This window comes from Vibrio sp. 1078-1 (assembly GCF_033340475.1).
The window spans coordinates 1-514 of the sequence record NZ_JAWOWM010000926.1 but is presented as its reverse complement, the minus strand read 5'-3'; the positions used below and the strand labels follow the sequence as shown (position 1 = coordinate 514).

The 514-nt window shown below is 46.9% G+C and carries 1 protein-coding gene; it reads right to left on the bottom strand.

The genetic code is table 11. From position 1 onward, the window contains the following. Positions 1-79: 79 nt before the first annotated feature. Positions 80-514 (bottom strand): GNAT family N-acetyltransferase (locus R7190_RS30890; protein WP_318138346.1); only part of this gene is annotated, 435 nt, incomplete at its 5' end.

The window sequence follows — 514 nt, the reverse complement described above, 5'->3', positions numbered from 1 at the left end:
ACGAGCGCAACAATGTTACTATTGTAGCGCTCGCGAAATTAGAGTTCGAACTCTGATTAAAATATCGGTGGGTTTGGAGCTAAGTCAGACGCAATTCATAAATGCCTAATCGTTGAGAGCGGTCAAGCGTCTCGAACTCGTGATCAACGTATTCTTTTAATGTGGCACCAGCACGCTCCGCAATATTGATACTGGCAATGTTATCTTCCATACAGTGGAATTGGATGAACTGCGCATGCCCTTTCTGCTTTAAAAAAGGAATCAGAACCGCAAGCACTTGGTCAATCACTCGGTGTCCTCGCCCATTGTTCGCCAACCAATAGCCGATCTCAGTGACGTGTGTGTGCGAATCCACACCCTTGATGCCAATAACACCCGTAAACTGCTCATCAAAATAAATCGCGCACCAGTGGGCATCTAACGCTTTGCTGTTCACGCGCTGAGAGATGTAGTTCACTGCTTCTCTGCGGTTGGTCACAAAGTCCGTCCAAGGTAAATAGCCAGATAGGCTGTT